Consider the following 26,423-nt stretch of genomic DNA (forward strand, 5'->3'; position numbering starts at 1 on the left):
CTTAATCACCCTCTTTGAATAGCGCATCAGAAGATAAAGCCACTTCTAACGGTTTATTATCATAGGTGATTATCTCATCTATTTGTTGCTGGCTGATTACCTCATTCGAGATATGTGAGGTACTGTGACCCAGCCATGTCGTATGATTCGTGGCTATATTGTTATTGGTTAAATCAGCCGAGCATAGCAACGACCACATTTGCCAAGTTCTCTCATGGGTATCTGCATTCAAAATTAGCCGCGATTGCGACATATTTGCTTGGTCAGGTAGTGGTTTGCTTTTTGACATGAGTGTTTGCGAGTTAGCAGGTAATGACTTGAGAGGATCGTTTGCTTGATACTTGAGCACTCGTATGGGCGTGCTGCTATCAATAGCCACAGTACAATCCCAAACACTGGCATCCTCTATCTTGCTCCAGCCTGTGATTGCTTGCAACGTTAAGTTGCCATTTGGCAGCTGCCATATTTTACCGGATTCGCAACGTTGGGCGCTGATAGTTGCCGTCTCTTGAGAGTCCGTAGTAACTTTATAAGCTTGATGCAGCGCAGACCAACGCTCACTACGTCCTGCTTGCCAGTATTGGCTCACAGGCAATCTCTGACTGAGCTGAGCGACTATCATGGGTAAGAGCTCTGAATCATTAGGAGCCACTGCGCTGCTCTTTTTATCATAAACGCGTGAATCAGTCACGCCACTACTACTGCTTTGTACGACGATGCCCTCTAGCTTGTTGACAGATAAGCTACCCAATTGCTGCGCTAACATGGCAGAGAATTTATCTGCTGTCAGATTGCTAGGCATGGTCTTAATTTTAGTATTACTGGGTCTATGATCTGCCAAAAACAGCCAGCTGGTATTTTTGGCATCTTTATCATTGACGACCGGATATTGTAATAAAGCGGCACTTATATAATGATCACCCGTTGGCAATATATATAGAGTGGGTGTCGTAGTCAGTGACTGCTGATTGGCATATACCGTCATTACCAAAAGACTGAGCGGTGGCAATACTAGCCAACGACTGATCAGACCGCGAGGTAGCAACCAAGGTAACAGGGTTAATAATGCCATGAGCAAAATAGCAGCATTAACGGGCGTATAAAGCCACGCATCTGATAGCACAGGCATTGCCGTTAGCCATCCTATCAGTTCGTGTAGGTTACTGACAATCGCAGTGACTAACATCCAAATAATATCAGCTACAGACGGCAATATGAGATAGCAAAGCCCAGCCAATAAATTAAGCGGTACGATAATCCAACCAAATAAGCCAATAGCAAAAAGATTTACGATTAACCCCCATAATGAGGTTTTGCTAAAGAGCAACAACGTTACAGGTAATAGAGCGAGGAACAGCCAACACTGTAACTTAAATAAGCGCTTAAAACTTAGCCATAGACGTCTAAGTAATTTGTCATAGGAAGTAGAGGGTTGGTTTGATGTTAATGGCTGATTTTGTGAGGTATCTTCATATTTAAGCAATAACGCCACGGCAATAAAGGACAGCCAATAACCTGCTTGCCATAATACATAAGGGTCATGCCACGCCATCAGTACTGCCAAGGCAAATAATACGCGCATGGTACTGACAGGCAATAAAGTTAGTCTTGTCAGACCAATTGCCAGTAACATCCATGCGGTACGTGCAGCGGGCACATCAAACCCTGTAAACAATGCATAAATAAATGCGGTGCTAATCATCACCCACCAACGTACGTGCCAGCGCGGAATATAGCGATATAAAGCGGGATACAGACGATTAGCTAGTAGGATAACTATACCAGCCAGCACGATCGCTAAAAACAAAACATGCGTACCCGATATTGCTAATAAGTGTGAAATGCCAGCCAACTGATATAGATCTTTGGTCTCACGATTAATTAAACTGCGATCACCGCTCAGCAAGCTTAATGTGACCGCTTTTGCTTGTTGCTCTGCAGCAGTATTTGTAGCCCAATCTTTATAAAAGTGCTGACGTAATTGCCAACGCCCTTGGTCAATAGCAGTACGCAACCGTGTTAAATAAGAATCAGAAGAGAGTAAATGCGAATTTGAATGTGACTGTGGGTGACTGGATGGCAAAATCGCGCTGCTGGTAGCCAGTATATTGGCAATGCCGTCAATATGCCGACTACGTAGCCAGCGATAACTATCAAACCCTGATGGGTTATTTGATACTTGCTCAGAAGTAGCAAGCGGTGCAAGCGTCAAGGTCATAAACAATCTATCACCCGGCTGCAAATGATTTAAGTCAGCAATCTGACTTTGTTTTTCTGTTTTCTTAGATTTTTTCTGAGAGTTAGTCTTAGATGACTGTTTGACTGGCTTTTTTGGGTAAGCATTGAGTAGGACGCGGTATACCTTATCTTGAACAGCATTTTCAGCAAGTGTGTTTTGATGTGAAGATATGGTATTTGAAGATTCATACTTGATATCATCGCCGCTTAAGCTATTATTTAGCCCTGCTCCATATTCTGCTGTCACTTTATCAAAGTCTTGCGCTGTCAGCTCAGAAACCAATGGCAATATTTGACTGATGATCGCCACTTGCCGATAGCCAGTATCGGTACCAGCATCATACACACTATCGCTTATTCCCTCTATATGAACCAAAGCCTGCACACGCATAGGCTCAGTAATTTTTTGAGCGTCTGCTTGTTGATGACTTACTAGTGCCTTCAAACCACTGCCGATAACCAAAGTGCTTGCTAGTATAGCGATTGATATAAAATAGAGAATACCAGAAGCAAACCTAGAGTGATGCGACGTATTTTTTACGGAATTGATAGGATAAGCTGATGGGATAGTAAACTGGCTGATCAAAATTAAAATAAAGGTAAGAAGTACGAATGAAATAGTCAGAACAGGAGTGCCGGCGCTATCCATAAATAGCGGCATTATTGGTATAGGCGTGCTATCAGCAACCGCCAAAATACCCATCATAGCAAGGATGATAAAGCTACCTATTAACCAATACACCAGTGCTCCTTGCGTGATATTTGAAATAATATATAGCATCCACTAAAAAACTGTAATGCGCTTGCTATATTACCTTGGCGCTAAATACCACTACATCAAGCCATGGTATTTATCCGGATATTATCCTATACTAATTGCACACACTAGGATGGTGATTGTCTAACGTTCTCTTTACGTTTTTCTGATAGAATTCTTATCTATACTTTTATCAATAACATGACTGCCTATCTGCCTATTATTATGATTGAGCGGGCTGCAGACAATGAGTAAAGGCAAATCTGTGCCAAAAAAACGTTTAAAAGACTTATTACCTACCCCTGAGAAAGTGTTAGAAAGTCGCACATTAAAACTGTTTGCGCCGCAACTTTCTGACCCACGATTGTGGCATTTTAATCGCCATAGCTTAAATAAAGCCGTCTATATCGGTGTGCTAAGTGCCTTTTTTCCATTGCCAGGACAGATGTTATTAGCATTGATTGGTGCGCTTATTTTCCGTGCCAATGTCCCTATGGCACTGGGCTTAACATGGATTACCAATCCACTCACCACCTTACCGGTATTTTACGCTGGATACTATATCGGTGCCGAAATACTCGATCTGCCAATGATTAGCTTGCGCACGATTGGCAGGATGATCTCTGACTTAAGTTTATGGATTATATCGGACGGCGCCAACCCCTTTATTACTTATAAAGGCACTGTATCCTTGACCGCATTTTGCCTAGGTCTGACTATCTTAGCCATTATCACCAGTATCGTCTGCGGCTTAGCGTTTAAAGCCATTTGGCGCTATAAGACTGTCACGAGTTGGCAAAAAAGGCAGTTTAGCTCTTTAGATAAGCCGCCCGAACTTTAATAAATGCTATCAATCCTCATCTCTATTTTCTTCAATAGCATTAAGGATGTTGTCAGTGAGCTTATTATCCATCACAAAAACTTCAACCACTTCTTCGTTTTTGAGCAATACATAACGCTTACCTGTCGCACTGTCTTGAACCTTTAAATCAAAATCAACACCTGCCAAAGTAATACGATCAAAAACGGGCGTCAGTAAATCTATTTGACCTTGTTTATCGAGCGTATCAAATAACGCGGTATCCATATAAAGCTTTAGTGGCTCATCACCTTCTTCAATACTGCCAAAAGCAGCAATCGGGTCGTCATCTTTATCCATTATATTTATCCTTACTCAATCAATAGACTGCTATCTTGCAGTCCTTTCCTATTATATTTTAATAATTTTCCCAATGACCATTACGTAAAAGCAGCTGACGATCAGCAAGCGCCGCTAGATTTCGATCATGAGTGACCATTAATAGTGCCGTTTGCATCGTACTTTGCAGCTCTGATAATAATCCAAAAACGCTTTGTGCGTTATCATAATCTAGGTTACCTGTTGGCTCATCTGCCAAGATAAGCGACGGTTTGGTGACTAAAGCACGCGCAATCGCCACGCGCTGACGCTCACCGCCCGACAACTCACCAGGTCTATGAGCCAAACGATGCTCAAGACCAACACTGTTTAAAATATCGATGGCTTGCTGACGCGCTTCAGCCGTCGATACTTCTGGGCGCATCAATAGTGGCATGGCAACGTTTTCAATGGCAGTAAATTCAGCCAATAGATGATGAAACTGATAAATAAATCCCAAATGCTTATTACGCATCGCACCGCGTTCGGTCTCATTCATACTGTTTAACAATTGACCATGTAACCAAACCTCACCGCTGGTTGGCGTATCAAGTCCACCAAGCAGATGGAGCAAAGTACTCTTTCCTGAGCCACTGGTACCAACGATAGCGATACGCTCACCAGCGGTGACAGTCAAATCCAAACCAGTCAAGACTTGGGTGCTCACGGCACCTTCATCGTATATCTTATTAATATTGGTCGCTTTTAAGATAGCAGACATAATGCTTCCTTTATTTTATTTATAACGGCATTAACGCCTGTAAATTACTCGTAACGCAGCGTTTGTGCAGGCTGAATTTTAGCCGCTCGGCGTGCTGGATAAATGGTCGCCAAAAAGCTCAATATAAATGACGCACTGGTAATCAATACCACATCCGCCAAACGCAGCTGCGATGGTAGATAGTTCACAAAATAGGCATCAAATAAATTTAGACCAAAGCTATTATTGATAAAGCCCAAAATATCACTGACCGTTAATGCAAATATCACGCCCAATATCGTACCTGCAATGGTACCAATAAAACCAATCACCACACCTTGTACCATAAAGACTTGGGTAATCAGACGCGGTGAGGCGCCAAAAGTTTTTAAGATAGCGATGTCAGCTTTTTTATCTGTAACTAGCATCACTAAACTTGAAACAATATTAAAAGCTGCCACGAGGATAATTAAGAACAGTAGCAAGCCAACCATGGCTTTTTCCATTTGGATAGCACCAAATAGATTGCCATGCGTCTGGGTCCAATCACTAGGATATAATTGCTCTGGCGCTATCGCCGCCGCTTTTTGTGCTGCCATTGGCGCTGTAAAGATATCATGAAGCTTCATACGGATACCTTGGGCGCCCTCTGGTAAACGCAGTAATTTTGCCGCATCGCCCATTGGAATAAATGCCATGAGACTGTCCACTTCTGGACTGATAGAAAATATACCAGTCAAGGTAAAGCGCTTAAAGCGTGGTATCACGCCAGCAGGTGATGGCGATGCTTCTGGTAGTACGAGAGTGACTTTGTCACCCAATTGTAGCCCTAGTGATTGCACCATACCTTCACCAAGCACAATACCGAACTCGCCATTCTTTAGCGTATCGATATTGCCTTCTACCATATGCTCATTAATGATAGAAACGTTTTTCTCATACTCAGGATCAACACCTGTCACCATAATGCCAGCTACCTGACCATTCGAGGTCAACATACCTTGCAGCTGGATAAAAGGCGCAACTGCAACCACTTCCGGATCTTCTTTAATCTTATCAGCGACTTGCTTCCAATCACCGATAATCTCGGTTGATGTGACAGTCGCTTGCGGTACCATACCCAAAATACGCGTTTTTAGCTCACGATCGAAGCCATTCATGACCGACAGTACGGTAATCAATACTGCCACGCCAAGCGTCAGACCAATCATTGAGATCAGTGATATAAAAGAGATAAAACCATTACTACGTTCTGCTCGGGTGTACCGTAAGCCGATAAATAACGCTAAAGGACGAAACATATTCAAACTCTTTATCTTATCTACGTGCGACTTTATGTAGGTTACAAAACAAATAGCGGCAATTGCATCATACTTTTGCAGCTGCCACAAAAACATATCAATCGAACACAAAAACAGGGTGTAAGACAAGCCAAATGTGGCTGTCAAAAGGGAGCTAGTTTGACACAATTTGGCTAACAGGTGCCAGTCATTACCGAAAACTGTCCAGATTTTATAATAAAAAATGCGGTTTTATGATTATTTTTTATAACAGACTTGCTATTCTCTGTGTCTATACCTATATATTGTATGCTAAGGACAATTGTCATTAACCCCTCATTGTTGTTTGTTGCCTCTTTACTGACGGCATTGCTGACCATCATAAACCCCTCTTTTCAAGTGGTACATGGTACTCAGCGATCACAGTTTCAGACCCAAACCTCATGGCTGACTTAAGTTTGAGTATTTTCATGACCATTAATTATCAATATAAAAACATCCAATCTCCTACCAAAATCACCTTAACTGATGAGCAATCAGCTGGTCACGGTGACCATTGGCGTATTCTGACTGATGACATGAGTCATGATGTACCTGAATGGTTACAACAGATGATTGAAAAAGCAGCGATGCCTAAAGGCCTTAATACCGATGTCAGTGCCAAAGACAGCTGTTTATTGCTATCTGAGAACCAGCCTTGTCATATCAATCAAGTACTGGCAATGAAGGGTGGCAAGCCTGAATGCTTTATCAATGCCTATCCTTGTGTCGACAGCCCATATGGATTGAGCTGTAAAATCGAGCGTATGATTGTCAATGACAACTCACACGATGCCGTATTACGCTTACGTACCACTGATGGCAGTATCATCTATGCTTTTGATCAGCTATATACGGCCAACCGTCATTTATATCAACGTGATACCACCTATTTTGTGAATTTTAGCGCCTGGGCACATGAGATCAAAATCAGCGAACAAAATGAAGTCATCAAAGTAGAAGACCAAGAAGCGATACGCTATCACCGTGCTTTTAATGATATCGTTGCGGCAAACGATGGAAAAATGCCGGATGACCTACAAGAACAAATCAAAGCATGGCAACCAGAAACCAAAGAACAAATGGCGCCGGTCGAGATCAATCTGGGTCATATGTGTGCTTATTTGTTTGGCGATACGTTAGGTCAAGAAGATGAAGCATGGTGTCAAGGTCAAGTACTTGGCAAGCAAGAAACCCTATTTAATGGTAAAACGATTATTCTGTTTGATGTGGTGGTACTGCGCGAACAAGATGCTGATCCGTTTGTAATGCGTATTGGTGCGCTAAAAACACCTGATACTGCCTCTATTAACGTTCATGATTACGTACAAGCAAACGTATGGCTACAAGCGGCTATTTATAAAGAAAATCAGCAAGTAGCACAATCGAAAGCCAGCTAGTCAGATTTAGATTATTTTAGACAAATAAAAAGCCCCTAATTGATTTTAGGGGCTTTTTATTTGTCTAAATACGATTAAATTAATAATGACTCTAAGCCATTGTAGTCATTGACTTAATATTGCTATAAAGCGCTTTTTGCTCAGCACTTGGACGAGCCGTCTGTACTGCCATCAACTGTGACATATCGCCTTCGACACGAATTTTGCCACCCATAAAGGCGCCCATGATTTCATTGGTATCGAAATCAGTGATGATGGACTGTAGGATACTACGATCAAGCAATAACGTAGTGGTCGCTCCATCGTTTAAGCCGCGATGTAATAGACCGTTTGCAAAGTTGGCTTCAATGTCTTGATCGCTATCAGATACTTTTAGATTGACGATCATATTCGCAAGTGCGGGCGGCAAATTAAGCTCACCTGCTTCTTGACCCATTTGCTCAACTTGCTCAAACCATTCATCTGTCAAAAAAACTGCCATATTATTATCCTTAATACCTATTGTTGTTAATCGGTGCTAGGTCAGCACATTTCGTGCTCCAACCTAACAGCCAGTTAAATGCCAAAAAACTTAATACTACAAGGTGACTATTTTATATAATAAGCACTTTATTATGGATACTGCTCAGTGGCATTATAAGATGCGACTTTACAATAAGTAAAACTTATTTGTAGAACAAATAATAAAATTGTTACAAAACCTTGTTCATAGTTGGTCCATACAAACTTGTTAATACAATCTTTTTTCATCTATAGAATAGTCATGAAATTGGGTATAAAATAAGCGGATAGCGTAGCAGTGATAAGTTGCTTGCTAAGATTTTACTAAAGAGTTTGTATTTTGGCGCATAGTTCTGATGATATTTAATTAGGTTTGCGTTACAATACCCTTAAACAGAGTCGGGAGTTTTAACTAAACATTACGTAAATATGTTTTTTTGTCAGCTATCGCTAGCATACATTGACGGTCGATACCTTCTTATCACCGGTTGAACATCAGTATCTATCTTGGTTTGTACGGCTTTTGGCGGTGACAATTAAGATAAATACTCAGCCTCAATAGATGTTTGATGCTCGAGAACGGCACATTTTCTTATTAAACCTGACAATATATTAACAATCCTACTATCAATCAGCTTCGCGTGCAGTCCGCTTTAGTACTGCTCTCTACCCATCAGCAATCACTGATATCTAGACCATGCTTAGCTTGATAGTTAATACCGTCAGCCTGATAAGACAAGTGAAAACAGCCTTTACCAAAGCCATTGTTTGGTTGTGATCTTTATCATGATCTAGATGACATGGCATGTTAGTTAATTCTGTTGATAATTCGGGCTGTAAAGGAATCATCCAATGAGTTTACAAAACACAGCACTCGCCCCCATTGACCGTGAATATGAAATTACTATCGTAAGATTCTTTACGGTTATGGCCGTGGTATGGGGCATCGTCGGCATGAGTATTGGTGTGTTCATTGCTTCTCAGTTAGCATGGCCAGCACTCAATTTTGACATTCCATGGCTGACTTTTAGTCGTTTAAGACCACTGCACACCAATGCGGTTATTTTTGCGTTCGGTGGCTCAGCCTTGTTCGCAACGTCTTATTACATCGTTCAGCGTACTTGTAAGACAAGATTATTTGCGCCTTACTTAGCTTGGTTTACCTTTTGGGGTTGGCAGACGGTTATCGTATCGGCTGTTATCACCTTACCATTAGGTTTAACCTCGGCTAAAGAATACGCTGAGCTTGAATGGCCGATTGACATCCTTATCGCATTGGTATGGATATCTTATGCTATTGTCTTCTTCGGTACGCTAATTAAGCGTAAAACGTCACATATTTATGTGGCTAACTGGTTCTTTGCTGCCTTTATTATTACGATTGCGCTACTGCATATTGTAAATAGCATGGCGATTCCTGTTAGTGCATTTAAGTCTTACTCGCTGTTTGGCGGTGCAACCGATGCCATGGTGCAGTGGTGGTATGGGCATAATGCGGTAGGCTTCTATCTGACGGCTGCTTTCTTAGGCATGATGTATTATTTCGTGCCAGTACAGATTGGTCGCCCTATTTATTCTTACCGTTTGTCTATCGTTCACTTTTGGGCATTGATTGCTTCATATATGTGGGCTGGTGGTCACCATTTGCATTATTCAGCGCTTCCAGATTGGACGCAGTCTCTAGCAATGGTATTCTCAATCATTCTATTTGCTCCATCTTGGGGTGGTATGATTAACGGTGTACTAACGCTCTCAGGTAGTTGGGATAAGCTGCGTACCGATCCGATCATTCGCTTTATGATTGTCGCTTTGTCATTCTATGCCATGTCGACGTTTGAAGGTCCAATGATGTCGATTAAGACAGTCAATGCGTTATCGCATAATACGGATTGGACGATCGGTCACGTACACTCAGGTGCGCTTGGCTGGGTTGGTATGATTACCATTGGTTCGCTATATGTACTGTTACCACGTATTTATAACAAGCCTAAAATGTATTCTATCAGCTTGATCACAACGCATTTCTGGCTAGCAACAGCGGGCACCATCTTCTATATCGTCTCTATGTGGATTTCAGGTATTGGCCAAGGCATGATGTGGCTTGCGACCAACCCTGATGGTACTTTGGTATACAGCTTTGTTGATACCGTTGAGTTCTCGCATTTCCCATATATTGGTCGTGCGTTTGGTGGTCTTCTGTATGTATCTGGTATGTTTGTGATGGCATATAATGTCTATAGAACAATCAAGATGCCAGAAGGTAAGCCAGTAGACATTGCTGATCCGACTGATCATGAACCTAGTGTCGATCAAATCTCGACAGCTAAAGTATAAGGAGCGATCATGGCTGGTACACCGCATGAAATTATTGAAAAAAATACAGGCTTGTTGGTCATCGGTATCGTTATCGCTATTAGCTTTGCAACGCTCGTTGAGATTGTACCGCTGATATACGATTATAGAGGTGCTGAAGAAGGTGGTGTAAACACTCCTCTCCCTTCTATGGAGCCTTGGACTGCGCTTGAATTTGAAGGTCGTGACATCTACATTCGTGAAGGTTGTCATGTCTGCCACACCCAAATGGTACGTCCATTACGTGCTGAAGTTGAGCGTTATGGACCATATTCACGTGCTGCCGAATCAACGTGGGATCACCCTTTTCTTTGGGGCTCAAAACGTACTGGTCCCGATTTAGCACGTGTGGGCGGACGTTATTCTGAAGATTGGCAAAAACAACATCTGATTGACCCACGTTCATTAGTGCCTGAATCAGTCATGCCTGGTTTCCCATGGCTTGCGACTAATGAAGTGAATGGTTCTAATGTTCAAACCAAAATGCGTCTCTTCCGTGATCGCTTCGGTGTGCCTTATACTGAAGAAGATATCGAAGGCGCTCCAGATGCTGTGCTTGGTGCTACTGAGCTTGATGCTTTGGTTGCCTACCTTCAGCAGTTAGGTACCGCAATGGAAGGACAGCGCTAATGGGTATTGGTGAATTACAAACAATTGCGACCGTTTCTGCCTTTATTGCCTTCGTAGGTGTTGCATGGTGGGCGTATTCGCCAAAAAACAAAAAACGCTTCGAAGAAGATGCACAACTTGCGCTTGATGACGAGGATATCAAATCTCTGTCTGACGAGCAGCGCGATAAGGATAAATGATGACATTCTTTTGGAGTTCTTGGATAACTATACTAAGTATCATGTGCTGGGCGTTTATCCTCGGTATTTTACTAATGGTCTTAAAATTCAAACCAGAAGTAGAAGACGATGGTACCACAGGGCATGAATACGACGGTATTCGAGAATATGATAAAGCGCTGCCTAAATGGTGGCTAGTGATATTTTTTGGATCAATCATTTGGGGTGTTGCTTACTGGGTGTTCTTTCCAGGTATTTTCCCCTCAAAATGGGAAGGCATCACAACCGTAGAAGTCGATGGCAAAACTTTGCCATGGACCTCTAAAAACGAGCTTTACAGTGAGCTTGAAAGTAACAACAAAGTATTTACGGATAACTTTGAGAAAAACATTTTGGCAAAAGCAGATGCCAGCGGTGCTACTAAGACCCTAGCCAGCTTGTCTGAGATGCAAGCGACTATGCGTCGCAGTGAAAAGCCGCCTGCAGATCTGCAAGCTCAAATTGATGAGAAAATTGCAGAACTGTCACCTTATGTAGAAAAGCTATCTGAAAACCCGAATGCGTTAAAAGTCGGTAGTCGCTTGTTCTTACAGAACTGTGCGGTCTGTCATGGCTCAAACGCCAAAGGTGCTACAGGTTATCCAAATCTAACCGATAATGATTGGTTATATGGTGGCGAAGCGTCAAACATCTTAACGACGTTACATAATGGGCGCGTCGGCGGTATGGCTGCATGGCGTGATCAACTTGGTGAAGATGGTATTCGTGCTGTTTCTGAATATGTGTTGTCACTATCTGGTAACCAACCCGGTTACGAGCTTGATAAAGCCCAAGTTGCTCAAGGTGAAGCTATCTTTAAAGAACCTACCAACTGTGTGCTTTGTCATGGTCCAGAGGGTAAAGGTATGATTTCAGCGGGTGCGCCAAACTTAACAGATAATATCTGGTTATATGGTGGCGATCGCGAGACTATTCGAGAAACATTACGTTATGGTCGTGCAGGTGTGATGCCTGAGTGGGAAACCAAGCTAGGTAATGAACGTATTATGTTGCTTGCTGCCTACGTATATTCATTATCAGATAGAACTGTTCAACCTGCTGCTAAGGCAACTTCTGTTGCTGCTGCAATGCCGAAACAAGTGGTAAGTACAGAGAAGACGGTTAACTAATACGGTTAATTTTAACTATAGTTACTTGGTTAGCAGCTATCTCATTGACGAGTAGATTTAGATAAAGGGAGGTCTGTCATTACAGTCCTCTCTTTTTTATTAAAAATATTTAAGCTTTATCATCAATTATGGCTTTTAGCAGTACTACTATTTGAAGCGTCATAGCCACCATATAGATATTGCTTTTTAACACTCTCACCCCATTTATAGTAGGGAGAATGTTAAAATAGTTAGACCATAAGACATTGGTGACAGAGCCATTTCAGCTTTTTTGCCAACTATTGATCATCCCTCATTTGGTAGACGAATTAAAGGTATTTTAATTTTTATCTCTCTACTTACTGACATTGATAACACCGCACATCCACTTATCTTATTTTTATAATAGATGTTTGTTACCCATGCCAGCAGACTGATTCTTTTTTTAAAGAGGCACGTTTATGTCAGCACCACAATCTAATAAAATCCCTGTACAGCAAGTAGATCTTGATGCCACAAAGCATCGTGTCCATCCACGATTTGTGACTGGTTTCTATCAAAACATTCGTGTTATTACGATGTATGCACTTTTAGCGGCGTTTTTGCTGTTGCCGTGGTTACGCTATAACGGACGACAAGCTATTTGGTTTGATGTGCCATCGCAGCATTATTATATTTTTGGCATGACATTTTTGACGCAGGATTTTTATTTTATTGCCGCCTTTGCTATCATTGCAGCCTTCGCCTTATTTATGGTAACAGTCTATGCAGGGCGAGTTTGGTGTGGCTATGCTTGTCCCCAGACCATTTGGACGCATTTATTTCAATATGTAGAAAAATGGGTGATTGGCGATCGTAATAAACGCATTAAGTTTGATAAAGAACCAATGAGCGCAACCAAGGTGTTTAAACGCTTCTTGATATATTTTATCTGGTTTGTGTTTTCCATGATTACCGCCACGACCTTTGTAAGTTATGTATCGGGTACAGATGCTCTATACAATAGCTGGCAGATGATTGGTTTTATCCCCTTCCCTGATTGGGCGACGTGGATTTGGGTATCAGTATTTATCTTTGCGTTTTCGACCTACGTTAATGCAGGTTATATGCGCGAGCAGATGTGTATCCAAATCTGTCCTTATGGTCGTTTTCAAAGTGTGATGTTTGATAAAGATACCTTGGTGGTTTCTTATGATTATGAGCGCGGCGAGCCTCGCGGTGCTCGCAAAAAAGGCACCAACCCTGAGAATTTAGGCGACTGTATCGAGTGTCAGATGTGTGTACAAGTCTGCCCTACTGGGATTGATATTCGTGATGGATTACAAGTAGCTTGTATTCAGTGCGCCGCCTGTGTGGATGCTTGTAATGAGATAATGGATAAAGTGGGCTATCCACGCGGACTTATCCGCTATACCACAGAGCGTCAATTGGCTGAAAAAGAGAAGAGCCGTGTCTTTCGCCCTCGTTTCTTCGCTTACTTAACACTTCTCACGATACTTTGTGGCGGTGTTTTATACGCTTTGAATGACCGTGTGCCATTAGAGATTGATATACGGCGTGACCGCAATCAGTTGTCTTCATTGAATCAGCAAGGCATGATTGAAAACAGTTATATCGTTAAGTTGACCAATAAAACCCAAGATGCCCATACTTATAAAATAACGCTCGCACCGCAAGAGGGTTTGAGCTTGGAGATTCGCTTTAACGATGTGCCGTTAGATGCCGGTGAAAGCTTTGATATGCCAGTTAGTATCTATGGCGACCCTGATGTGATTGAATTTGGTCAAACACCCGTGACTTTGAATGTCAGTAGTGAAGACGGCAAATATCATGTTAGTAAGCAGAATGTTTTTACCACTCAAGGTCAGTAAGTATTAACATTCATTGTTAAATGATACCTACCAGTGAGTTAGCGCTTGATAGCTCACTGGTAGGTATCATTTAACAATGAGTTAGCGCTTGATAGCTCACTGGTGATTGAGTTACCTTACCTTGGCAGCTTTTGGCTGTCAGCTTTATCCGTTGATACGGTTACTAGATATCTGATTAATAGGTATGTTATGTCCAGTCCAGCCCCAAATTTTAAGCATCAAGACAGCCAGCCATGGTACAAAAACTACATGGTGGTTATCTTTGTCATTGGTATGCCAGCTTTTGTCGTCATTGCTTGCATCTGGTTTGTTTATTACTCTTATCAGATTCGTGATAGCGTGGTACGCGACGACTGGTATATGGATGGTAAAACCCTTTATCATGATGTGTCGCGTGACAAGTTGACCTATGATTTAGACCTACATGGACAAATGCAATTTGCAGATAATGGCGATGTTGTGTTTTATCTGAATTATCCTGAGCAAAGTTTGCAGTCGGGTAAACTGATTAATGGCAGTCCACTTAGCTATCCTGAAACACTGGATTTGTCTATATCTCATGCCACTGACATTAAAAAAGACCGTGATGCGGTGTTAAAGCATCTAGAAGGCAATAAATATAGTGCCCAAGTAGATATCGATCCTCTTAAAGCAAAATATTATTTACAAGTAAGTCATAAGGGTAAAGACGATTGGCGCATGCAAGATGTTGCCAAGTTACCACGCTCAGAGGTTAGCTTTGATCCTCTACCGGTATTTGGCGAAAGCTAAACTGTTCAAAGTATGATTAAAATAAAAAAACCAGCCATGAATCTATCATGTGCTGGTTTTTTATTTGAAGAGCGTAAACGGTATCAGATCATTAAACTATTAAGTCATTAAATCATTGGATTAATCGTTGGAATTTTTTTCGGTGCACGGCTGCCCTTTTCTGCATTAGCAAAGTCTGGATTGAATATCTGCGTTTCTGGTGATACTGGCAAACCAATCTCAGCCAGACTCTCTATTTGCCCCGCTTGGATATTATCGCCTTCAAATAAACGCTCGTTATCGTCACGATCCAGACTTAATGTCTCAAAATCAAACAGCTCTCTATCTGCCAATTGCGAGGGCGCAACATTTTGCATCGCTTTAAAAATAGACGCTAGGCGCTGAGGATGAGCATCGTCCCATTCTCGTAGCATATCATTAATAATGGCACGTTGCAGATTGGTCTGGCTGCCACAGAGATTACACGGAATAATAGGGAATTCTTTTAGGTTCGCATATTCAATGATGTCTTTTTCTTCCACATAGGCCAGTGGACGGATGAGCATGTTTTGCTTGTCATCACTGAGCAACTTGGGCGGCATCGATTTCAACGCGCCGCCATGGAATAAGTTCAAAAAGAAAGTCGCCAACATATCGTCGCGATGGTGCCCAAGCGCAATCTTGGTCGCACCGATTTGTTTGGCGAAACCATAGAGTGAGCCACGACGCAGACGTGAACACGCCGAGCAATAAGTTTTCCCTTCTGGCACCACGCTTTTGACAATACTATAAGTATCTTTTTCCAGAATATAATGAGCGATGCCCTGCTCGTTTAGATAGGCGGGCAACACCTCTTCTGGATAGCCGGGCTGCTTTTGGTCAAGATTGACGGCAACGATATCAAAATGAATCGGGGCGATACGTTTTAATAGCAGTAAGATATCGAGCAACGTATAGCTGTCTTTACCGCCTGATACGCAAACCATCACCACATCGCCATCTTCAATCATATTAAAGTCGCGAATCGCCCATGATACTTGACGACGAAGCTTCTTTTGCAATTTCCGAAAGTGAGCCGACTCGGTCAGTGATTGTGTATCAGCCAATATGTTATCTGCTTGCTCATCCATAAAATCATCATTTCTGTCATCGATATCATCATATAACATCGCCTCAATGTCAGTTGTTTTATCATGATGATTCACATCAGTATCGATAGAAGCCTTGTCAAACTGAGGCGTGATTGATGGTGTAAATAAGGTTGCTGCAGTCATAAGTTACTCAATATCTTGACAAGAATGGCGTTACTTCAAAAGAGATAATCAATCGATTTATTCAAAAGGCTGCAATAAAAGCTATCTGCGTATGGCTAACAATGATGCTTCATAAGGCAACGCTTCAAACATGATTTAAAACAGCAGCGATTATAACAAAATTTGCTAACAGATTGAAAAGATGACATTAAATTATCGTCTTAAATGCGACTGCTTATCTAAAGCTACTAATTATCGATTTCCTAAACTTTATACTATTACTTGCATGACGTTTTAATGCTGCTTTCAAGGTTCTGTAATGGTAGAATTTTTGCTAAAATAGGCGTTTTTCGCTAACCAATAATAGATGCCATTATGACAAATACTGCTCTGCCAACCTCTTCTGCTGATCAAGAAAACGATACCCAATTAAATGAGCTGCATAAAAGCCAAAATGCGGTCGTACTGCTATCAGGTGGGCTTGATTCAGTGACTTGTTTATATTGGGCAAAGGCCCGTTATGCGTCAGTAACCGCAGTCAGTTTTGATTATGGTCAACGTCATAATAGTGAGCTGGTCGCTGCCAAAGCAATCGCTGAAACTGCAGGCGTTAATCACAGAATTATTGATATCGATATCGCCCAACTGGGTGGCTCATCACTAACGGATCACAGTATGATTGTGCCTGATGGTGATACTGATAAATTCCCAGACAAAAAGCGTGATGAGATTGATAATGACGCGATTCCAAACACTTATGTGCCAGCGCGCAATACCATCTTCTTATCTTATGCCCTAGCAGTTGCTGAAGTCACTGATTCAAACCATATCGTCATTGGTGTCAGTTCAGTCGATTATTCAGGATATCCTGATTGCCGTCCTGAGTATATTGCCGCTTTCCAACATATGGCAAATCTTGCTACCAAAGCGGGCGTTACCGGTCATCATTTATCGATTCAAACCCCGCTACAACAATTATCGAAAGCCAAAACCATTGAGCTGGGTCTGTCGCTAGGGGTTGATTACGGACAAACAATTTCTTGTTATCAAGCAGATGCCAATGGTCTTGCCTGCGGCGTTTGTGACAGTTGCGCGCTGCGTCGTCAAGGGTTCGCTCAGGCAGGCGTTGCCGACCCTACCCATTATCAGTCGTGATTTTAGAAGTTTCGCCTCAGAACATGAATAAACGGTCTTAAAATAAAGGCAATTAAACATTGGCGAAACATTCGCTTGCATTAACACAGCACGCTACCGTTGTATTTTAAATACAATCATTGCTATGGTATGAGCCACTTTATCTACCACAAGATATAAATGCTCATCAAAGTAGCAACATTTTATTAGAAGTAATATTTTATCATTTGTACAAAATCTAATTCATTTATAAAAAATTCAAGTTATCGCAGTCACATGTAAAAGGATATTTATGAAATTTTTGCCAGTATTACCCCTAGCTCTTGCTGCACTATTTGCCATGCCACAAGCGAACGCTGTTGATATTAAGCAGAATAATATCAATACTTGCGTCAACGGTGCAGTCAAATATAAAGTCGCTGACAAGAGCACCGCAACCAAGCTTTGTGATTGCACGATCGGTGTCCGTAGCAATATGACCATTGGTCAGATGTGGGAGATTGAGAGCTATGCGCAAAGTAAAAAAGACCCATCAAGCCTCTCGTATGTGAAAAAAATGCAGAAAGATTTGCAACAATGTACCGTTGGTTTGGACTTAAAGCAGCCACAAAAACCTGTTTAATCCTCAAATCTTTAGATATATAAAAGACTGGCCATTGCCAGTCTTTTTTGTTGCTCATCCATAAGTGATGTGTAAAATCGAGGATTTATTTCTATGAATCTGCCTATAATGGGATGACCAATAATAATATAACCGCAATCAAAATAAATAAGGATTTTATGATGGCAAAGCCAACCACAGAAACCATTACTCTACCTGATTTTCCAGTCAATATCGTACGTGAGTTAGATGGTCATTTCATTCATGATGATATTAGTCTAAAAGAGCTGGTCGCCAACACCAGCAAAGGACTTATCCTTTATTTTTATCCAAAAGACAATACACCTGGCTGTACCACACAAGCGACAGAGTTTACCGCCCATCTTAACGAATTTGATGATTTAGGTTACGACATTATTGGCGTTTCACGTGATAGCGTTGAATCACACGAAAACTTTATTAGCAAATATAATCTACATATTCCACTTATTAGTGATGCCGATGAAAAACTCTGCCACTATTTTGATGTGATTAAAGAAAAGAACATGTATGGCAATATTACTCTAGGTCTTGTACGTTCGGCGTTTGTCTTTGATAAAAATGGTACGCTCACTCATGCACAGCGTAACCTTAAAGCAAAGGATTATACTGAGCGTTTATTAACTACGCTTGCGCCTTAGTCTTTTAATCGAGCTTACGATAAACCTTAAAACTATTTTTATTTGAGAATACTATGAATAAACAGCCTGATACCGCCTCTGATTCTTCTGCTCCCTTTGATCATAGCACTCATCAAAACGTGACTCGCAAGGTATCTGTTGCGGTCATTGGTGCTGGGACTGCCGGACAAAACGCTTTTCGCCAAGCAAAAAAGTTCTTAGAAGATGTCATTATTATCAATGATGGCTTTTGGACAACGACTTGTATTGCGGTAGGTTGCATGCCAAGCAAGCTACTCATTGCAGCTGCTGACCGCGCTCATGATGCCAATCATTCTGCCGAGTTTGGCGTACATGCCACTGCTCGCATAGATGGCAAACAGGTGATGGAACGGGTGCGCGCTGAGCGTGATCATTTTGCCAGCTACATCGAAAAACAAGTCGATAGCTGGCCTGAGGATAGTAAGATAGCGGGACGGGCTTATATTAATAAGCAAGGCTTGATTGAGGTCAATGATCAATTGATCAAAGCAGATAAAATCATTGTCGCCACTGGCAGCTCGACCTTTATTCCAGATGGCTGGGAAGATAAGCTTGGTGATACTATGCTGACCTCAGATGCTGTCTTTGAGTTAGCCGACTTACCAAAATCTATGGCTGTGATTGGCGCAGGTGCTATAGGTTTAGAACTTGCCCAAGCTTTCACACGATTGGGTGTCAAGGTAACGGTATTTAATCGAGCCAAACGTGTTGCTGGTCTAAAAGACGAAGACATCAATAACAAAGCTATTGATTGTTTAAGTCGTGAGCTGACCATGCACTTGGGCAGCAAAATTACTGATGTCGGTCAAAAATCAGATGAAAATAGCGATAAAAGCATAAATAAAAAGAGCACTGTTGCCTTTATTGATTATGAAGACAGCGCTGGCGAAGTGCAACAATGGCAAGGTGATTACGTACTAGTCGCGACTGGTCGACGTAATAATATAGAGGCATTGGGTGTTGAAAACCTAGGCGTTGAGCTTGATGAAAAAAATCGCCCACAACAGCTGGACAAAAAAACTGGTAAAATCGGTGATTTAGACGTTTATATCGTTGGCGATGCCAATGCTAATATTCCATTGCTGCATGTAGCAAGCGATGAAGGTTTTAGCGCCGGCAGTATGGTCTGTGACAATAAAAAAGACGCTTATATTCGTCCGCCTGCCACGCCATTTTCCATCGTATTTAGCTCACCACAAATCGTCAATGTTGGTATGTCTTTACCGGAAATCCAAGAAGATTCAACACTTGAGCATGTGATTGGGAAAGTCAGCTTCGACAATCAAGGTCGTAGCCGCGTCATGGGTATTAACTGTGGTCTATTGCATATTTATGGCTGCAAAAAAACAGACAGAATCTTGGGTGCAAGTATGGTCGGTCCGGATGCAGAATACATCGGGCATATATTGGCAATGGCGATTACTAATGACTTGAGTATTAAAGACATGCTTGATACGCCTTTTTACCATCCTACTATCTTAGAAGGCTTGCGTACCGCCTTGCGTGATGTTCAGGATCTGATGGAAATACCGTATCAGTCGCTTGATATCCATCAAAACAATTCTTAATCAGCTGTTAAATGCTCTGTTTTAAAAGTAATGGAGTAGACCTACTAGCGCTGACTTCAGAAGATCTAAACTTGATTTGCCGTCAGGACGTAATCTACTTTATATGGTTAAAGCAGTATTTGGTAAAAGCGGTTTTATTTATAATGATACGGTTAAAATCCTATTAGTACAGAGTAATATTTTTTAGAACCACACCTTTCATGGATAAGATAATGGCAATCGCTAGTATTACTGAATTTTTTCAAGAGATTGCTCGTGATCTACATACCAGCCTTTTTCTTGCTATTGGTGGCTCTATCGAGGAAGGCACCTTAGATTGGTCGTCTAAATCAGTAGAACTGGTGAGCACTGGCATCAAAATTCTAATACTGCTTGCGATATCGGGGTTTATGTATTGGCTAGCTATTTATGTACTAAAAAAAAGCAAAGCACGCATTCGTCTGAATGAGCGCCGGGCTAAAATTGCCCGCTCAATCTTGCGTTATGTATGGGCTGTGACCAGTGTCATTGCTATTATGAGTCAGCTGAATTTTGAACCAGATACCATTAAAGCCACTGCCAAAGCCAGTACATGGGCGGGAATATATTACGTGCTATGGACATCATCGGGACAAATTGTCCATAAAATACTACAGCACTATGGGCTAAACGCCTCTATTGAGCAGCTGCTTAAAAATATCTTATCCGTACTATTACTGGTATTAGGGCTTGCCAGCGTCATGGCTCAGTTTGGCTTTGATATCGTTTCTTTAGTAGCAGGTCTAGGTATTGCTGGTTTGGCAGTCGGCTTTGCCGCGCAGTCAACGCTTGCCAATTTTATCGCAGGTATTACCATTTTGCTTGAGCAATCCTTTCAAGTTGGTGACTGGGTCAATATCAATGACAATGAAGGGCGCGTGGTGGTGATTGCCTTACGTACGACCCACGTCTTAACTCGTGATAATATTACGGTCATCATACCCAATTCGAATGTGGCCTCCTCCGTCGTTACCAACCTGACCTCCAAAAACTTTATCCGCTTTGATATTCAGATGCGTATTGCTTTTGAAGATGATATTGATAAAGCACGTGATGAGATTTTGCAGGTACTGTCTGATAGTGAGGCGGTCCTCAACCGACCTGAGTCTTCTGCGACCGTGGCAGAGATTGGCGAGTATGGCGTATATTTTATTGTACGCTTTTGGGTCAAACCAGCGGCAGTTGCTCGTATGCCCAAAATCAAAGAAGATTTACGAGAGAATATCAAACGCGCTTTTGATGCCGCTGATATCTCGACCCCTTATCCTCATATGCGCTTACTTATGCCAAGAGAAGACGTCTATCCGATTGTGACTAAGCCCAAGCCATTGGCAACGACCGCGCAAACTGTTTCAGAGTCATTAGCGCTGAACAAAGACCAGCATTAATATCCTTGCAACTTATTTAGCATTTATATGCCATAAAAAATACTTTCAAATAGAAATCTTTTAATCATCGCTTTCTTAAACATTAGCGCTTTAAACCATCCGCTATAGAATTATGGTAAAATTAGCGGTTAAACATCTTATTTTATGATGTGCACTATTTATCAATTTAGCCCACAGGTATCCGTATGACCGAAACAACCGCGCTCGCCTCATCCACAGCGTCTTCGCAACCATCTTCACAAGCATCTTCACAGGTATTGTCGCTTGACCTTATCATCACCTGCGCCGATGGGTTAGAAGCACCGCTACAGACTGAGCTGACCAGTTTTGGTATTGCAAGTGAGATAAAGAGTACTGGTCGCCTTGCTGTTACGGGTACCTTGCGTGATTTATATAAGATCTGTCTTTGGTCGCGCGTGGCATCGCGCGTATTAATGCTGATTAAACGCAAAAATATCAATGCCGAATATGATGTGGCTGAGCAGCTGTATGGTTTGGCGAAATCGGTCAATTGGACAGAGCAATTTAGCCTAGAGCAAACCTTTGCGATTCGTCTGTCTGTTGATAAACGTGTGGCTGTCAGCCAACAGTTTGCCATGCTACGTATTAAAGATGCGATTGCGGATACCTTTAACGAAGTGTATGAGAGCCGCCCTAACGTCGATAGTAAAAACCCAGACTTTTCTGTTTTTGCGACCGTCAATGATAAGCAAGCTGAGTTATATCTAGATTTGTCAGGTACCAGCTTGCATCGCCGTGGCTATCGCGTTGCAATGACAGAAGCACCACTAAAAGAGAACTTAGCAGCGGCGCTACTTTATAGCGCAGGCTGGCATAAGAAAAACGAAGCAGGTGATGCGCCTTTTTATAATGCGCTAATCGACCCGATGTGTGGTTCTGGTACCTTTATCATTGAAGCGCTCCTCATGCATTGCGATTATGCCGTCGGTATCGATAAAGCCGCCAATCAGTTTGGTTTTTACGAGTGGCAGCATCATGACGCAGTATTATGGCAAGAAATGATTGATGATGCACAGACACGTTTCCGTGCAGCCTTAGAGATTGCTAATGAGCAGCCAGATACATTACCGCTTATCTTTGGATTTGATGCCGATAATGGCGCTATCATTGCCACAGAAAAGAATCTGATTGCTGCTGGTTTACAAGACCTGTTACCGCTACTCGATATCGAAACACGCGCCCTTGATCAGCTAAGCACGCTATTAAAACCTTTGGTTGCTGACGGTCGTTTGAGCAATCCTTTGATTATCACCAACCCACCTTATGGTGAGCGTCTGGGTGATGAAGAAATGATTAAGCCGTTATATCAATCGATTGGGCTTATCCTACAAGACAGCTTTGCCGGTAGTGGTATTGACCCGATGCTTGGTATATTGGCGTCGCATGTTGAGCAAGTCGATATTTTGCCGATTAGAGAACCAAAAACATTGCGATGTCATAATGGCGCTATTACTGTGTATTTCCGCTATGGCACCTTGATTGCTGGTCAGACAGGGAATCTCGTTAGCCGCTTTGAGAAGCGTGAAATTGAGGTTGAAGACGGTCAAGATTTTATCAATCGTTTGCAAAAAAACCTGACCCGACTAAAGAAGTTGGCTAAAAAAGACAACGTGAGTAATATCCGTGTCTACAATGCTGACCTGCCTGATTTCAAAGTGGCGATCGACTTATATGGCGACTATGCCCATGTCCAAGAGTACGCGCCGCCGAAGACTATTCCACCAGAAACTGCCAAAAAACGCTTTAATTTGGCATTAATGGGTATTCGTGAAGTATTCGGTATTAATCGCGAACAAATCTTTATTAAAACCCGTGCTCGTCAATCCGGTAATGATCAATATAGTAAACAAGGCAATACCGAAAAGCGTGGCAAGTTTTATATTGCCCGCGAAGATGGTGCTTATCTTTATGTCAATTTCACCGATTATCTCGATACGGGTCTATTTATTGACCATCGCAATATGCGTGCGCGTATCAAAGACAACAGTCGTAATAAATCGGTATTGAACTTATTCGCTTATACTTGTACGGCGAGTGTGCATGCGGCATTGGCGGGCGCTAAGAAAGTCACCAGCGTTGACTTATCACAGAACTATCTGGACTGGGGCAAACAAAACTTTGCTTTAAATGGCTTAAATGTCAGTGGTAATAAATATCAATTCGTTGCTGCCGATATTTTTGAGTGGATCAAAGACAACACGGAACAATTCGATATTATCTTTATTGATCCGCCAACCTTTTCAAACTCTAAAAAGTTTCAAGGTACCTTTGATGTCCAGCGTGACCATGCTGCACTGATTAACCGCGCAATGAACCGCTTAACGGCAGATGGTATTTTATACTTCTCTAATAACTTTACCCGCTTTGAGCTGGATGAGCAGCTAACTGAACGTTATGACATCGTTGATATCACCCAAAAAACCATTGGTTTTGATTTTGATATCAAAAAACCGATTCATCAAAGCTTTGAGATTCGTCATCGTCAGAGTCTATAACAAACACTAAATCTTAGCTTTGACGCCTAACTGGCTATAAAACATAACAATGACCCAATCAGCTTTGATTGGGTCATTTTTTGTTGGTATGATAGAGAGCTACTAGCGATCTTTTTATCGTTATTGAATCCCATTATCGCTGGTATAGCGTATCTAATTCAAAAGCGACACAGCACTATTTTGAACTGACGGTCTTAAAATAGTTATTACTTTTACCGTTGTAAACGTGCAGTCCACCCTACTCCAATAAATAACAAGGACCATTCCATGGCATTATCTCTAAATAAAGGCGGTAATTTATCGCTAACCAAAACGGATCCAAACTTAACTAAGCTGCTTATTGGTCTTGGTTGGGATGAGCGTGCAACCTCTGGCGCCGAATTCGATCTTGATGCAAGCGTATTCTTATTAAATGCAGCTGGCAAAGTACGTGGCGACCATGACTTTATCTTTTACAACCAACTCAAGTCTGACAATGGTGCAGTAGAGCATACTGGTGATAACCGTACAGGCGAAGGCGACGGTGATGACGAAGTGGTCAAAGTCAACCTAACGCAAGTACCTGCTGATGTCGACAAAATCGTTGTTACAGTCACTATTCATGATGCAGCGGCTCGTAGCCAAAACTTCGGTCAAGTTGCTAATGCCTTTATTCGCGTTGTGAATGAAGAAACGGGTGCTGAAGTGGTCCGTTTTGATTTAGCAGAAGACTACTCTGTTGAGACAGCAATGGTATTTGGAGAAGTCTATCGCCACAATGCAGAATGGAAATTCCGCGCCGTTGGTCAAGGTTACTCTGGTGGCTTACAAGCGATGTGCCAGCAATATGGTGTCGTTATTTAAACTGTTAGTTAAACTACTATCTAAATCGATATTTAGCCCGTGCTAAAACCATCCATTAGATGATAAGTAGGTGCAAAACCTAAAGCCATTATGCCTCACTATTGGCTGTAAAATATGGTTGCAAAATAGTCACAATCTTTAATAGCCAAATGACTGATAATACTTTATATTTTATTAAAAATCACACATGGAAAAGTGGCTAGCGATAGCCACTTTTTTTATGCTGCGTCTATAATAGACAACCTTAGCTTTACGCAACCAGACAGGATGTGTCATGAGACATTTTTATTTAGACTTCATCTTCACAGCTATCGCATTGATGGTAGCTGCATGGTGGGGATATTCACATGGCGGTATGGGCGGTTTGATAACCACCCTTTCTATTACTGCTATTTTGGCCGTTATGGAGATTTCATTATCCTTTGATAATGCGGTGGTCAACGCCTCAGTCCTCAAAGGCTGGGACGAATTTTGGAAAAAGATATTTTTAACCGTTGGTATTTTAATTGCTGTATTTGGTATGCGCTTGGTATTCCCAATTGTCATCGTTGCGGTTACCGCAGACCTTGGCATGATGCAAGTGATAGATTTGGCATTGAACGATCCTAAAGAATACTCAGCAAGACTGATGGCGCATCATGCTGAAATATCAGCCTTTGGTGGTATCTTCTTGTTACTTGTCTTCTTAAACTTTATCTTTGATGATAAAGAAGTGCATTGGTTTAACTGGCTTGAGAGCCGCTTAGCAAAGCTTGGCAAAGTGGATGCCATGAGCGTCTTCGTTGCGCTTATTGTCTTGATGTTTGCTGTATCTTGGGCCAGTGCGGAGCAAGCTTCTGCCGTACTGATTGCGGGTGTTTGGGGTATCTTGGTCTATCTTGGTGTCCAAGTTATCTCTGGTATGCTCGAGGGTGACCTTGAGGAAGACTTAGAAAATGAAGAGAAGGGTTCAGGCGCCGCAGCGACCAGCGCGATTATGAAGGGCGGTATTATCGGTTTCTTATACTTAGAAGTTCTTGATGCTTCATTCAGTTTCGATGGTGTGATTGGCGCATTTGCGATTACCAATGACGTTATTGTGATTATGCTTGGTCTGGCCATTGGTGCCATGTTTGTGCGTTCGATGACTATTTTCTTGGTAGACAAAGGCACACTTGATGAGTTCATCTATCTAGAACATGGTGCGCATTATGCCATTGGTGCTTTGGCAATTATTATGCTGCTATCAGTGAAATTCCATGTACCAGAGATTATTACTGGTTTGATTGGTATTGCCTTTATTGGTTGGGCATTGCTTGCTTCACTTAAGCATCGCAAGCAACAAGCAAAGGCGATTACTTAGTGTTGATTTTGTCTTACGTTTAAACGCTACGTTCAAATTAAGAAAAAGCGCTTTGGTA

General features: G+C 41.9%; 22 protein-coding genes. 16 read left to right on the forward strand and 6 right to left on the reverse strand.

Annotated elements, in window-relative coordinates; translation table 11 throughout:
* Position 1: 1 nt before the first annotated feature.
* A complete protein-coding gene (locus H0262_RS07820) occupies positions 2–2,980 on the reverse strand; it encodes a ComEC/Rec2 family competence protein (protein ID WP_310502984.1) in 2,979 nt (992 codons plus the stop codon).
* A 262-nt stretch (positions 2,981–3,242) separates the two neighbouring features.
* Here H0262_RS07820 and H0262_RS07825 point away from each other — a divergent pair, with 262 nt between their 5' ends.
* The gene (locus H0262_RS07825; protein WP_181210346.1) at positions 3,243–3,836 is read left to right on the forward strand and encodes a DUF2062 domain-containing protein; all 594 of its coding nucleotides are present in this window, start codon (positions 3,243–3,245) and stop codon (positions 3,834–3,836) included.
* A 9-nt stretch (positions 3,837–3,845) separates the two neighbouring features.
* Here H0262_RS07825 and H0262_RS07830 read toward each other — a convergent pair whose 3' ends face one another.
* The 3 genes from H0262_RS07830 to H0262_RS07840 are packed head-to-tail and all read right to left on the reverse strand — an operon-like array spanning position 3,846 to position 6,173.
* Positions 3,846–4,154, reverse strand: a complete 309-nt coding sequence (locus tag H0262_RS07830; protein ID WP_181210347.1) for a hypothetical protein — start codon at positions 4,152–4,154, stop codon at positions 3,846–3,848.
* A gap of 58 nt (positions 4,155–4,212) precedes the next feature.
* Positions 4,213–4,893, reverse strand: coding sequence for a lipoprotein-releasing ABC transporter ATP-binding protein LolD (gene lolD / locus H0262_RS07835; RefSeq protein WP_011513135.1), 681 nt, complete (start codon positions 4,891–4,893; stop codon positions 4,213–4,215).
* 44 nt (positions 4,894–4,937) lie between these two features.
* Positions 4,938–6,173 carry a lipoprotein-releasing ABC transporter permease subunit gene (locus H0262_RS07840; protein ID WP_011513134.1) on the reverse strand — a complete coding sequence of 412 codons (1,236 nt, stop codon included), beginning with the start codon at positions 6,171–6,173 and terminating at the stop codon, positions 4,938–4,940.
* Positions 6,174–6,622: 449 nt separating this feature from the next.
* On the opposite strand from H0262_RS07840, the gene H0262_RS07845 reads away from it, so the two are divergent.
* Positions 6,623–7,591 (forward strand): hypothetical protein, encoded by a 969-nt coding sequence (locus tag H0262_RS07845; RefSeq protein WP_181210348.1) that lies wholly within the window; start codon positions 6,623–6,625, stop codon positions 7,589–7,591.
* Positions 7,592–7,682: 91 nt separating this feature from the next.
* On the opposite strand, the gene H0262_RS07850 is transcribed toward H0262_RS07845, so the two are convergent.
* Positions 7,683–8,072 carry a hypothetical protein gene (locus tag H0262_RS07850; RefSeq protein ID WP_011513132.1) on the reverse strand — a complete coding sequence of 130 codons (390 nt, stop codon included), beginning with the start codon at positions 8,070–8,072 and terminating at the stop codon, positions 7,683–7,685.
* 872 nt (positions 8,073–8,944) lie between these two features.
* Here H0262_RS07850 and ccoN point away from each other — a divergent pair.
* From ccoN to H0262_RS07880, 6 genes are all read left to right on the forward strand, one after another.
* Positions 8,945–10,426, forward strand: coding sequence for a cytochrome-c oxidase, cbb3-type subunit I (gene ccoN / locus H0262_RS07855; RefSeq protein ID WP_020443069.1), 1,482 nt, complete (start codon positions 8,945–8,947; stop codon positions 10,424–10,426).
* A 9-nt stretch (positions 10,427–10,435) separates the two neighbouring features.
* Positions 10,436–11,074, forward strand: a complete 639-nt coding sequence (gene ccoO / locus H0262_RS07860) for a cytochrome-c oxidase, cbb3-type subunit II (protein ID WP_181210349.1) — start codon at positions 10,436–10,438, stop codon at positions 11,072–11,074.
* On the forward strand, positions 11,074–11,253 hold the full coding sequence (locus H0262_RS07865; RefSeq protein WP_011513129.1) for a CcoQ/FixQ family Cbb3-type cytochrome c oxidase assembly chaperone: 180 nt from the start codon (positions 11,074–11,076) through the stop codon (positions 11,251–11,253). Before ccoO ends, H0262_RS07865 begins: the two co-directional genes overlap by 1 nt.
* Positions 11,253–12,401: a cytochrome-c oxidase, cbb3-type subunit III gene (gene ccoP / locus H0262_RS07870; RefSeq protein ID WP_011513128.1), complete on the forward strand. Its 1,149-nt coding sequence runs from the start codon at positions 11,253–11,255 to the stop codon at positions 12,399–12,401. The genes H0262_RS07865 and ccoP overlap by 1 nt, the downstream gene beginning before the upstream one ends.
* A 440-nt stretch (positions 12,402–12,841) precedes the next feature.
* Positions 12,842–14,251, forward strand: coding sequence for a cytochrome c oxidase accessory protein CcoG (gene ccoG, locus H0262_RS07875; RefSeq protein ID WP_133105301.1), 1,410 nt, complete (start codon positions 12,842–12,844; stop codon positions 14,249–14,251).
* A 189-nt stretch (positions 14,252–14,440) separates the two neighbouring features.
* Positions 14,441–15,022: a FixH family protein gene (locus H0262_RS07880; protein ID WP_011513126.1), complete on the forward strand. Its 582-nt coding sequence runs from the start codon at positions 14,441–14,443 to the stop codon at positions 15,020–15,022.
* Between the two features lie 107 nt (positions 15,023–15,129).
* On the opposite strand, the gene ttcA is transcribed toward H0262_RS07880, so the two are convergent.
* Positions 15,130–16,275, reverse strand: a complete 1,146-nt coding sequence (gene ttcA, locus H0262_RS07885) for a tRNA 2-thiocytidine(32) synthetase TtcA (RefSeq protein WP_181210350.1) — start codon at positions 16,273–16,275, stop codon at positions 15,130–15,132.
* A 354-nt stretch (positions 16,276–16,629) separates the two neighbouring features.
* Here ttcA and queC point away from each other — a divergent pair, with 354 nt between their 5' ends.
* From queC to H0262_RS07925, 8 genes are all read left to right on the forward strand, one after another.
* Positions 16,630–17,409 (forward strand): 7-cyano-7-deazaguanine synthase QueC, encoded by a 780-nt coding sequence (gene queC, locus H0262_RS07890; protein WP_011513124.1) that lies wholly within the window; start codon positions 16,630–16,632, stop codon positions 17,407–17,409.
* 271 nt (positions 17,410–17,680) lie between these two features.
* Complete coding sequence (locus H0262_RS07895; protein ID WP_181210351.1) at positions 17,681–18,010, forward strand: hypothetical protein; 330 nt, start codon at positions 17,681–17,683, stop codon at positions 18,008–18,010.
* 161 nt (positions 18,011–18,171) lie between these two features.
* Positions 18,172–18,669 (forward strand): peroxiredoxin, encoded by a 498-nt coding sequence (locus H0262_RS07900; RefSeq protein ID WP_181210352.1) that lies wholly within the window; start codon positions 18,172–18,174, stop codon positions 18,667–18,669.
* Positions 18,670–18,722: 53 nt separating this feature from the next.
* Positions 18,723–20,258 carry a dihydrolipoyl dehydrogenase gene (locus H0262_RS07905; protein ID WP_181210353.1) on the forward strand — a complete coding sequence of 512 codons (1,536 nt, stop codon included), beginning with the start codon at positions 18,723–18,725 and terminating at the stop codon, positions 20,256–20,258.
* 212 nt (positions 20,259–20,470) lie between these two features.
* Positions 20,471–21,664 carry a mechanosensitive ion channel family protein gene (locus H0262_RS07910; RefSeq protein ID WP_227673075.1) on the forward strand — a complete coding sequence of 398 codons (1,194 nt, stop codon included), beginning with the start codon at positions 20,471–20,473 and terminating at the stop codon, positions 21,662–21,664.
* A gap of 185 nt (positions 21,665–21,849) precedes the next feature.
* Entirely contained in the window at positions 21,850–24,180 is a 2,331-nt protein-coding gene (gene rlmKL, locus H0262_RS07915) for a bifunctional 23S rRNA (guanine(2069)-N(7))-methyltransferase RlmK/23S rRNA (guanine(2445)-N(2))-methyltransferase RlmL (RefSeq protein ID WP_181210354.1), read from the forward strand.
* A 267-nt stretch (positions 24,181–24,447) separates the two neighbouring features.
* Positions 24,448–25,023 (forward strand): TerD family protein, encoded by a 576-nt coding sequence (locus H0262_RS07920; RefSeq protein WP_011513118.1) that lies wholly within the window; start codon positions 24,448–24,450, stop codon positions 25,021–25,023.
* A gap of 274 nt (positions 25,024–25,297) precedes the next feature.
* Positions 25,298–26,365 carry a DUF475 domain-containing protein gene (locus H0262_RS07925; RefSeq protein ID WP_011513117.1) on the forward strand — a complete coding sequence of 356 codons (1,068 nt, stop codon included), beginning with the start codon at positions 25,298–25,300 and terminating at the stop codon, positions 26,363–26,365.
* Positions 26,366–26,423: the final 58 nt, after the last annotated feature.

Source organism: Psychrobacter sp. D2 (assembly GCF_013608135.1).
Taxonomy (GTDB): domain Bacteria; phylum Pseudomonadota; class Gammaproteobacteria; order Pseudomonadales; family Moraxellaceae; genus Psychrobacter; species Psychrobacter cryohalolentis.

What these genes read in the sequence shown, in the direction of transcription:
- H0262_RS07825 (WP_181210346.1), top strand. Translation starts at nt 3,243, where the DNA reads ATGAGTAAAGGCAAATCTGTGCCAAAAAAACGTTTAAAAGACTTATTA.
- H0262_RS07830 (WP_181210347.1), bottom strand. Translation starts at nt 4,154, where the DNA reads ATGGATAAAGATGACGACCCGATTGCTGCTTTTGGCAGTATTGAAGAA.
- lolD (WP_011513135.1), bottom strand. Translation starts at nt 4,893, where the DNA reads ATGTCTGCTATCTTAAAAGCGACCAATATTAATAAGATATACGATGAA.
- H0262_RS07840 (WP_011513134.1), bottom strand. Translation starts at nt 6,173, where the DNA reads ATGTTTCGTCCTTTAGCGTTATTTATCGGCTTACGGTACACCCGAGCA.
- H0262_RS07845 (WP_181210348.1), top strand. Translation starts at nt 6,623, where the DNA reads ATGACCATTAATTATCAATATAAAAACATCCAATCTCCTACCAAAATC.
- H0262_RS07850 (WP_011513132.1), bottom strand. Translation starts at nt 8,072, where the DNA reads ATGGCAGTTTTTTTGACAGATGAATGGTTTGAGCAAGTTGAGCAAATG.
- ccoN (WP_020443069.1), top strand. Translation starts at nt 8,945, where the DNA reads ATGAGTTTACAAAACACAGCACTCGCCCCCATTGACCGTGAATATGAA.
- ccoO (WP_181210349.1), top strand. Translation starts at nt 10,436, where the DNA reads ATGGCTGGTACACCGCATGAAATTATTGAAAAAAATACAGGCTTGTTG.
- H0262_RS07865 (WP_011513129.1), top strand. Translation starts at nt 11,074, where the DNA reads ATGGGTATTGGTGAATTACAAACAATTGCGACCGTTTCTGCCTTTATT.
- ccoP (WP_011513128.1), top strand. Translation starts at nt 11,253, where the DNA reads ATGACATTCTTTTGGAGTTCTTGGATAACTATACTAAGTATCATGTGC.
- ccoG (WP_133105301.1), top strand. Translation starts at nt 12,842, where the DNA reads ATGTCAGCACCACAATCTAATAAAATCCCTGTACAGCAAGTAGATCTT.
- H0262_RS07880 (WP_011513126.1), top strand. Translation starts at nt 14,441, where the DNA reads ATGTCCAGTCCAGCCCCAAATTTTAAGCATCAAGACAGCCAGCCATGG.
- ttcA (WP_181210350.1), bottom strand. Translation starts at nt 16,275, where the DNA reads ATGACTGCAGCAACCTTATTTACACCATCAATCACGCCTCAGTTTGAC.
- queC (WP_011513124.1), top strand. Translation starts at nt 16,630, where the DNA reads ATGACAAATACTGCTCTGCCAACCTCTTCTGCTGATCAAGAAAACGAT.
- H0262_RS07895 (WP_181210351.1), top strand. Translation starts at nt 17,681, where the DNA reads ATGAAATTTTTGCCAGTATTACCCCTAGCTCTTGCTGCACTATTTGCC.
- H0262_RS07900 (WP_181210352.1), top strand. Translation starts at nt 18,172, where the DNA reads ATGGCAAAGCCAACCACAGAAACCATTACTCTACCTGATTTTCCAGTC.
- H0262_RS07905 (WP_181210353.1), top strand. Translation starts at nt 18,723, where the DNA reads ATGAATAAACAGCCTGATACCGCCTCTGATTCTTCTGCTCCCTTTGAT.
- H0262_RS07910 (WP_227673075.1), top strand. Translation starts at nt 20,471, where the DNA reads ATGGCAATCGCTAGTATTACTGAATTTTTTCAAGAGATTGCTCGTGAT.
- rlmKL (WP_181210354.1), top strand. Translation starts at nt 21,850, where the DNA reads ATGACCGAAACAACCGCGCTCGCCTCATCCACAGCGTCTTCGCAACCA.
- H0262_RS07920 (WP_011513118.1), top strand. Translation starts at nt 24,448, where the DNA reads ATGGCATTATCTCTAAATAAAGGCGGTAATTTATCGCTAACCAAAACG.
- H0262_RS07925 (WP_011513117.1), top strand. Translation starts at nt 25,298, where the DNA reads ATGAGACATTTTTATTTAGACTTCATCTTCACAGCTATCGCATTGATG.